The organism is Prevotella jejuni (genome assembly GCF_900187995.1).
GTDB lineage: Bacteria > Bacteroidota > Bacteroidia > Bacteroidales > Bacteroidaceae > Prevotella > Prevotella jejuni.
Window position 1 is genome coordinate 1 of record NZ_FZNZ01000065.1, and the last position, 7,160, is coordinate 7,160.

The following is a 7,160-nucleotide window of genomic DNA, read 5'->3' on the forward strand; positions in this document are numbered from 1 at the left end:
AAAGGGCAACGGCAACATGTATACGATTTTGAGAAAGATGGGTTGCAGGTTTGGGTTTGGAGAAATAGAATCCGGACAGTTCTCATTTACAATGCGAATTTATAGCCTTTGATAATCGCACGTTACCCATATAAGGGTAATGGGCAATACCCTTATAAGGGTGTTCATCATTACCCTTATATGGGTATTAAAAGCCGTAAGCAATAAACAGGAAAGAACAACGTTACATAAGTGATAACTATAAACAATTAAAAGTATGATAGAATTTGAAGTAAAATCAAAGACGCAGCCTATCGGCAAGCGTAAGGGGCAGACGGTGTACTTTGCACAGCCAGTATCGCAACAGCATCTGACAAACAAGATGGTAGTAGACCGTATCGTCCGCGAGACCTCGCTTTCGGCAGGTGATGTGAGTAATGCTCTCATCAGCCTTGGTGCAATCGTGCGCGATGCCCTCGAATTGGGACAGAGCGTGGATTTGGCAGACCTCGGTTCGTTCCGCATCGTAGTGCCAGCTAAGATGATGGACACAGAGGCAGAAGTTACCGCCGACAGCCTGAAGGCACCGAAAATCGTCTTTACGCCAAAAGCAGCCATGCGTAACGCTGCAAAATCTGTAGAACTCCGAGTGGTCAAAAAAAAGAAAGACGATAACGAAAAGCCCAAAGAGAAAGAAAACCTGCATCCTTAACAGCACACTTCTTGCCTAATTGATATACACTCAAAACCATAATCCACTTAATCTTTCCTCCATGCACAAGCCTATGTGTGTGGAGGGAATAGGTGTGACTTATGACCCATTATTCCAACTCGATAATGTTCACGACATCAACTACCGCACGGAAGAAACTCCTACGGAGAGTACGAATATCAACAACGGACACAAGTACACTTATGATGCCAACGGCAACCTTCTCTATATTAACACCTCTCGTGTAAAGAAAGACGGCAAGGAAGATGAAAAGACAACCGAGCAGAAGTACCGTTGGGACGAAGAGAACCGCTTGTTGGCAGCCGATGAGAACGGCTTTGTATCTAACTACTGGTACGATGCCGATGGTGAGCGCACGGTGAAGACCAGCGGTGAGAACGAAGCCATCTATGTGAACTCCGAGTTCTCGGGGGGTAACACTGGTACGGCACGCTTCAGCCTTTATGTCAGCCCATACCTCGTGGCAGGACAAGGTGGCAAGTACACCAAGCACATCTATGTGGGTAGCCAGAGAATTGTCAGCAAGCTTGGCGACTTGGCTTCTTATGGTGCAGATCCGAGACGAATACCGTATGCAGGCAAAGAAGCTGATGGTCTTACTATTGACTACAAGGATAAGTATGCAAAGCAACTGCAATCCATCAAGGATAACTACAAGGCGTTTGACCAACCTTATAACGGTAAGGACAATGACGACTACGTAAACGGTCAGGGTTTCTGTTGCAACGATGGCACGCCGGAGGCGGCACAGGCTATGGCACGTACAAGGGCTGCAAATGGTAACTTCAAACCCAACGACGACTACGAAAAGATGCAGTTCTACTACCATCCTGACCATTTGGGCAGCAGTAGCTACATCACCAACCTTGACGGCGAAGTATCGCAGCATATCGAATACGTTCCATTTGGAGAAGTATTCATTGAAGAACGCAACAACACATGGAATACGCCGTACCTCTTCAATGCTAAAGAATTTGACGAGGAGACGGGTATGTACTACTATGGTGCGAGATACTATGAGCCTAGGTTGAGCCTGTGGGTGTCAACAGATCCTCTTGGAGAAACAGCTCCGCATATTACCGTATATTGCTACACAGCCAACAATCCAACAATCCTAATAGATCCAGACGGAAAGGCGTGGAAACCTACTAAAAATGAAGAAACAGGACAGAATACAGGATATGAATGGATAAATCCGGCAAAATCGTATGATTCCAAAGGGAAATTACTTCCAGGATTATATGAGCAAGCTATATTTTTCTCCAATCAGGGAAAGAATGGTAAAACATTTAATTCGAAAAACAGATTTAACATGGGGTCTTCAATTGCGACGGTTTATTGTAGGGATGGTACTACTTCTGAGTTTGAAGCCTGTACTTATCCATCGAACTTAGATAAATATGCTACAGTTCCAGAGGGTATGTATGAAGCAAAAGTCGGTATGCACAATGGTAGTTCTGCACAGTATAAAGCTTTACGTATGAGCGATATTGGAACAACCGATTTTAATTCGTCTTCCATAGAGCTTGGGAAACCCAATCCGTCAAATTCAAAAACAACAAAGGCGTGTGGAATAAATATCCATAAGCCAGGTTTGAATAATTTGACAGGAATGACATCTTCAAACACTCCTATTTCGGAAGGCTGTTTCTTAATTAATAGAAATAGTTGGTCTGAGTTTATGGGAAAATTTGAAGCATCTGCTCTCATAAGTGTGACAGTATCTCGAAGTATGTCATCTCCAACAAATCAAAACGTAATAAAGTCTCAAATGTCTCGTTTTAAAAGTTCGAGAATTGCTATGCCACCAATTACAATGCCAGTAGATGCCCTGAGAGTAGTCAATAAGAATCCAATATATAGACCAAGATAATTACATATGAGGCTATTTATGTTAATATTATCATTTATTGTTTGCCCCAATATTTGGGGGCAAACAATAAGTTTACCCATAGTTCCCTTGAATATCAACTTGAAATATATTAATCAATTTGACTCCTTGGGTAAAAAAAATGGGTGTTGGTATGAAGTTTCTGATGATATTGTTTCACTATGCCTCTATGTTGGTGGAATTAAAAACGGCTTTGTTCAAATATACAGAAAGTTAGGACAAAATAAATATTATCTTCAAGCTTCTGGATATTACCGTAATAATATGCCAGCGTACCAATGGCTATTTTTTTATACTAATGGTATGGTTGCTACTTCACAAACCAAAATTTCAAAAAATTCAAACTTTTTGAAAGAGGCACAAAAAGCAGGATTTCGTACCCCAAACTCTACATTGCAGTGTTATATTATAAATTATAATATCAATGGCAAAATTACATCAGAAGGATGGTGTATATTTCAAGATGATATAGAAGATGATGCACAGGAAGTAGGAATATGGAAATACTATACCTCGCAAGGTATAAAAATTGTAAACAAGTCTTTGGAATATTGAGAAGAACGATGTTGACACAACAACGGTGTAAAGAGCCATCCGCTTACAGTGGACGACAACAGCATTTATTCTCGCATTGGTATGACACCGACGGCGAGCGCACAGTGAAGACCAGCGGTGAGAATGAAGCGATTTATGTGAACTCTGAGTTCTCTGGTGGCAACACCGGTACGGCACGCTTCTCGCTCTATGTCAGCCCATACCTCGTTGCAGGGCAAGGTGGCAAGTACACCAAGCACATCTACATCGGTAGTCAAAGAATTGTTTCTAAATTGGACGACTTGGCTTCTTATGGTGCAGACCCAAGACGAATATCGTATGCAGGCAATGAAGCTGATGGCTTGACCATCAACTACAAAGACAAGTATGCAAAGCAGCTGCAATCCATTAAAGACAATTACAAGGCGTTTGACCAACCTTATAACGGTAAGGACAATGACGACTATGTGAATGGTCAGGGCTTCTGCTGTAACGATGGCACGCCAGAAGCTGCGCAGACAAGGGCTATGAATGCCAGCACACGTTCTGCTGTAGATAATAATTTCCATGACAAGGACAATTACGAAAAGATGCAGTTCTACTACCACCCAGACCACTTGGGCAGCAGTAGCTATATCACCAATCTTGACGGTGAGGTATCGCAGCACATCGAGTATGTGCCGTTTGGCGAAGTGTTCATCGAAGAGCGCAACAATACGTGGAACACCCCTTACCTCTTCAATGCCAAGGAATTGGATGAGGAGACGGGGATGTATTACTATGGTGCGAGGTACTATGAGCCGAGATTGAGTTTGTGGATGAGTACGGACCCAAGATCAGAAGAAGCACCTGAAGCATCCTCATATACTTATTCTCATAATGCGCCTACTGGAAGAGTTGATTTTGATGGAAAATGGGATATTAAAGTTTCTGCTTCATCAAACAGAGCAAACCATCCATATGCTATATATGCTGTATATGACAGAAATGGAAATCTAATTTACAAGACAGTTGTAAAAGTACTTGGAAATTATCGAAAAAGGAATAGTTCTAATGCAGATACCCCTCAAGGAAAATATAAAATATTGGGATGGAGAAAAACTGGAACAAAGCATTATCCAACTATACCTTTTGGTCCTAATGACCTACTGGCTTTAGAGTACCAAGGTGGTGAAGGGGGATCTAGACAAGGAATGCACACACATGGAGGTCGTAGGCAAAAGCCTGATTTGATGGGAACACATGGGTGTATGCGAATGACAGATGCTGACATCAAGGAACTTAAAGAAATAGTTACACAGTTAGAAAAAAATGATCCCAAAGAGAAAAAAGGATTCCTTACGCTGAAAGATGATTTGCAAGTTCCTGTCAGCTATAATGATAGAGATAAAATCAAAGAAGAAGTAAACGAAATGAAATCCTACGAGTTGCCTGAAGTTGTTGTCATAGGTCATAGAACTCAAAAGGTCGAAAAGAACGAAACAGAGAAAGGAGGAACAAAACATGAGACAGAACAATAAAAACACCCTGCTTCAAATGATTCTGTTATGTTTTTGGGGAGTTACAAGTTGTAATAATAATTCTAAAAACACCTTTACAGCAACACAACGGAAAACGGATTTTGATAAAGATACAGTTCTGAAAAAGGAAACAAGTAAAGACATCAGTACAAAGTCTGATGATAGCCTTTTTGTGCAAAGAATTATTGATGGAAACTTTTTTCAAGAGAAATTTTCTACAGAACAGGACTATGCTCTAGTCGTAAAACATTGTTTTGCACATACCGATGAACAATATGATGAAACTTTTGCTGATGGTTTGAGCCATATGCTGGTCAAATATCCCGACAAAATAAAAGGAATACAAAAAGCTATAAGTTTACTTCCTATCGAACAACAAAGCAAGGCTAATCATAATATGATGATTTATATCGTATCTTCATGGATAATGGAAAACTATACAGATTCCATCAATTTAGATATGTTCTATCAATCATATCCTTTTTTCAGGAAAGACCCTGAAATTGAGAATATTTTGAAAGAACAGTTTAATAATGGAGTAAGATAAATGACTTTGTCGTTAGAAAATATACATAGCATTTCTAGTAATGCATCAAATTGGGAGTTATCATCATAATAATATGATTATCAATAAATTCTTTAAATGTTAGGCGTAGAGGCAGGGATAAATTCTCTGCCTTTTGCTATATTTGTAACCCCAAACAAAGAAAAGTGAATATACGATAACGATTCGGCACTTTACGCTCCAGATTGAGAGTTGAGCTTCAATGTCCGCATTGCCAACAATATTATTAAAAGTGGTAAAAGTAGTACAGGTAAACAACGCTACCGATGTAAGAATTGCCGGAAGCGTTTTATTACCGACTACAACATACAAAGCCTATCTTCCTAACATTGATAACTGACCAAAGAGGGATTGGGCAATCACAGCACGATACTAACGTTGGGCATCATGATTTATCAGCATTCATTCTTGTTTACTCTCAAGGGATTTTGTCAGTTGTACTGCTTGTTGTTGCAGTCTGATAAGAAGTTGGGAATAAGTTTCAAGTTTACTGAGCAATCGTTGAGCAGTGGCGACAGAATGATAAGTATTGAGGGCTTTTACGGCTTCGTTGTATAGCACGCCTATCTTATGAGTCATAACGACGATTTCTGAGAGTTTCTCCAAGTAAGGCTCTTTTGCAGGGTCTTGGGTGATGACCTTAAAGACTTCACCTAAAAGTCTTGCTCGAACAAAATCACTTTTCGTTTTCGCTCCCGACTTGCGGTAGAGTTTGATAAGCTTCTGCTGGTCTTCAGGATTAGGTATCCTGATGTGCCATCTGTCCCATCTTGGGCAGGTGGCACATCTGCCGTCTGGCTTCTTTTGTTTCTGCTTTTTCATTGCTTTCTAATCACGACTTTGGAGTGATTTAATCCCCCAATTGGGGCAAGGGTCTTTGTGGTACAAATGGCAATTTGTGGTACAAAGACACACCTTGCTGATGTAGAAAATGGGATTATAAGCCCATGCCGTGTTACTGCATTCACTGAATACAGTAACTCAGCGTAGGCTTGCATTCGAGGAATGCAGTACTTCAGAGTTTCCGCCATCTTTCCACATCATCTTTGTATTGGTCGAGATGTTCTCGAAGCACCTGCTCAACATATCCTGAAACGCTTGCTCCCTGCTCACCGATTTTCCTCACCACGAAGTCCAACTTTCGTTGAGTTTCCTCTGATACATACACGGCTTTGCGGTGGCTGTTGCGAAAGGGCTGGAGATATTTCCCCTGAAACTCGGATAATTGCTTCCTGTCCCTTGTTTTTCCCATTCGTTGATGATTCTCTTCGGTAGAAGTAGCCCTTTCCGTTGGTGACAACTCTGTTTCTTGATAGAACGGTTGAGAATAGTCCTTGTGACTCTCCTTGTCATTTTGTTCCTCAACTTTAACAGGCTCAAATCTTTTCTTTTCCTCTTCATAATCTATGGGCTGATCAAAATCGGGCAACTCTTCGGGCTTGCGGAGCTTAACGCCATAATTGCCCATATCTCGAAGGGCTTGTTCCAGACGTTGTTTCCTTTGTTCATCTATTCTTGCCATAATTTCTTGGGTATTGCGTTATAATGCCTTTCAAGCATTGTTTGTATGTCGCTCTGTTTGTAAAGTATCTTCCCTCCGATTTTGTAGAAAGGAAGCGTTCCTAAGTTTCTGTACTCTTGGAGCGTGCGTGTGCTGAGCCGTAATTGGCTGCAAACCTCCTCGCCAGTGAGGTAAACCTCTCCGCTTAACATCGGACGGGCGGTAGCGCAATAACGCTCCAATTTCTTCAATATGCCCTCCATCAGTTGTGCAAACATCTGCATCTGAGGGTCTTCCTGCGTAATGATTTCATTCTCCGACATAATTCATTCATTGTTTGCGTTCAGTAACTCCGTGATGTCGCTCTCCTTGTAATAGCACTTGTGTCCAATCATTGAGAAAGGGATTTTTCCCGTATCTCTGTATGATTGCAGGGT

General features: G+C 41.2%; 9 protein-coding genes and 1 pseudogene. 6 read left to right on the top strand and 4 right to left on the bottom strand.

All coding sequences use genetic code 11. The annotated features are described in order from the left end of the window. Window positions 1-256: 256 nt before the first annotated feature. From CHB62_RS14020 to CHB62_RS15570, 6 genes and pseudogenes are all read left to right on the top strand, one after another. Window positions 257-691, top strand: a complete 435-nt coding sequence (locus CHB62_RS14020) for an HU family DNA-binding protein (RefSeq protein WP_089367318.1) — start codon at window positions 257-259, stop codon at window positions 689-691. Between the two features lie 22 nt (window positions 692-713). Beyond that, window positions 714-2,585 (top strand): RHS repeat domain-containing protein, encoded by a 1,872-nt coding sequence (locus CHB62_RS15385; protein WP_240616259.1) that lies wholly within the window; start codon window positions 714-716, stop codon window positions 2,583-2,585. A gap of 18 nt (window positions 2,586-2,603) precedes the next feature. Then, window positions 2,604-3,158 carry a hypothetical protein gene (locus tag CHB62_RS14030; RefSeq protein WP_240616174.1) on the top strand — a complete coding sequence of 185 codons (555 nt, stop codon included), beginning with the start codon at window positions 2,604-2,606 and terminating at the stop codon, window positions 3,156-3,158. 71 nt (window positions 3,159-3,229) lie between these two features. After that, window positions 3,230-4,657, top strand: a pseudogene (locus CHB62_RS15015) (RHS repeat-associated core domain-containing protein); the annotation flags it as partial. Then, window positions 4,641-5,204, top strand: a complete 564-nt coding sequence (locus CHB62_RS14040) for a hypothetical protein (protein WP_089367320.1) — start codon at window positions 4,641-4,643, stop codon at window positions 5,202-5,204. The pseudogene CHB62_RS15015 and the gene CHB62_RS14040, both read left to right, overlap by 17 nt. Before the next feature lie 210 nt (window positions 5,205-5,414). Further along, window positions 5,415-5,549, top strand: a complete 135-nt coding sequence (locus tag CHB62_RS15570; protein WP_423808605.1) for an IS1/IS1595 family N-terminal zinc-binding domain-containing protein — start codon at window positions 5,415-5,417, stop codon at window positions 5,547-5,549. 75 nt (window positions 5,550-5,624) lie between these two features. On the opposite strand, the gene CHB62_RS14045 is transcribed toward CHB62_RS15570, so the two are convergent. The 4 genes from CHB62_RS14045 to CHB62_RS14065 form a co-directional block, all read right to left on the bottom strand. After that, window positions 5,625-6,044 carry a plasmid mobilization protein gene (locus CHB62_RS14045; RefSeq protein ID WP_089367321.1) on the bottom strand — a complete coding sequence of 140 codons (420 nt, stop codon included), beginning with the start codon at window positions 6,042-6,044 and terminating at the stop codon, window positions 5,625-5,627. Between the two features lie 193 nt (window positions 6,045-6,237). Further along, a complete protein-coding gene (locus CHB62_RS14055; RefSeq protein WP_089367323.1) occupies window positions 6,238-6,744 on the bottom strand; it encodes a DUF3408 domain-containing protein in 507 nt (168 codons plus the stop codon). Continuing rightward, window positions 6,732-7,046, bottom strand: coding sequence for a helix-turn-helix domain-containing protein (locus tag CHB62_RS14060; protein ID WP_089367324.1), 315 nt, complete (start codon window positions 7,044-7,046; stop codon window positions 6,732-6,734). The genes CHB62_RS14055 and CHB62_RS14060 overlap by 13 nt, the downstream gene beginning before the upstream one ends. 3 nt (window positions 7,047-7,049) lie before the next feature. Then, window positions 7,050-7,160: helix-turn-helix domain-containing protein (locus tag CHB62_RS14065; RefSeq protein WP_141240448.1), on the bottom strand; the 111-nt coding region annotated here is incomplete at its 5' end.

Excerpts from the sequence above, each read along its gene's own strand:
- CHB62_RS14020 (WP_089367318.1), top strand. The coding sequence starts at position 257 with ATGATAGAATTTGAAGTAAAATCAAAGACGCAGCCTATCGGCAAGCGT.
- CHB62_RS14030 (WP_240616174.1), top strand. The coding sequence starts at position 2,604 with ATGTTAATATTATCATTTATTGTTTGCCCCAATATTTGGGGGCAAACA.
- CHB62_RS14040 (WP_089367320.1), top strand. The coding sequence starts at position 4,641 with ATGAGACAGAACAATAAAAACACCCTGCTTCAAATGATTCTGTTATGT.
- CHB62_RS14045 (WP_089367321.1), bottom strand. The coding sequence starts at position 6,044 with ATGAAAAAGCAGAAACAAAAGAAGCCAGACGGCAGATGTGCCACCTGC.
- CHB62_RS14055 (WP_089367323.1), bottom strand. The coding sequence starts at position 6,744 with ATGGCAAGAATAGATGAACAAAGGAAACAACGTCTGGAACAAGCCCTT.
- CHB62_RS14060 (WP_089367324.1), bottom strand. The coding sequence starts at position 7,046 with ATGTCGGAGAATGAAATCATTACGCAGGAAGACCCTCAGATGCAGATG.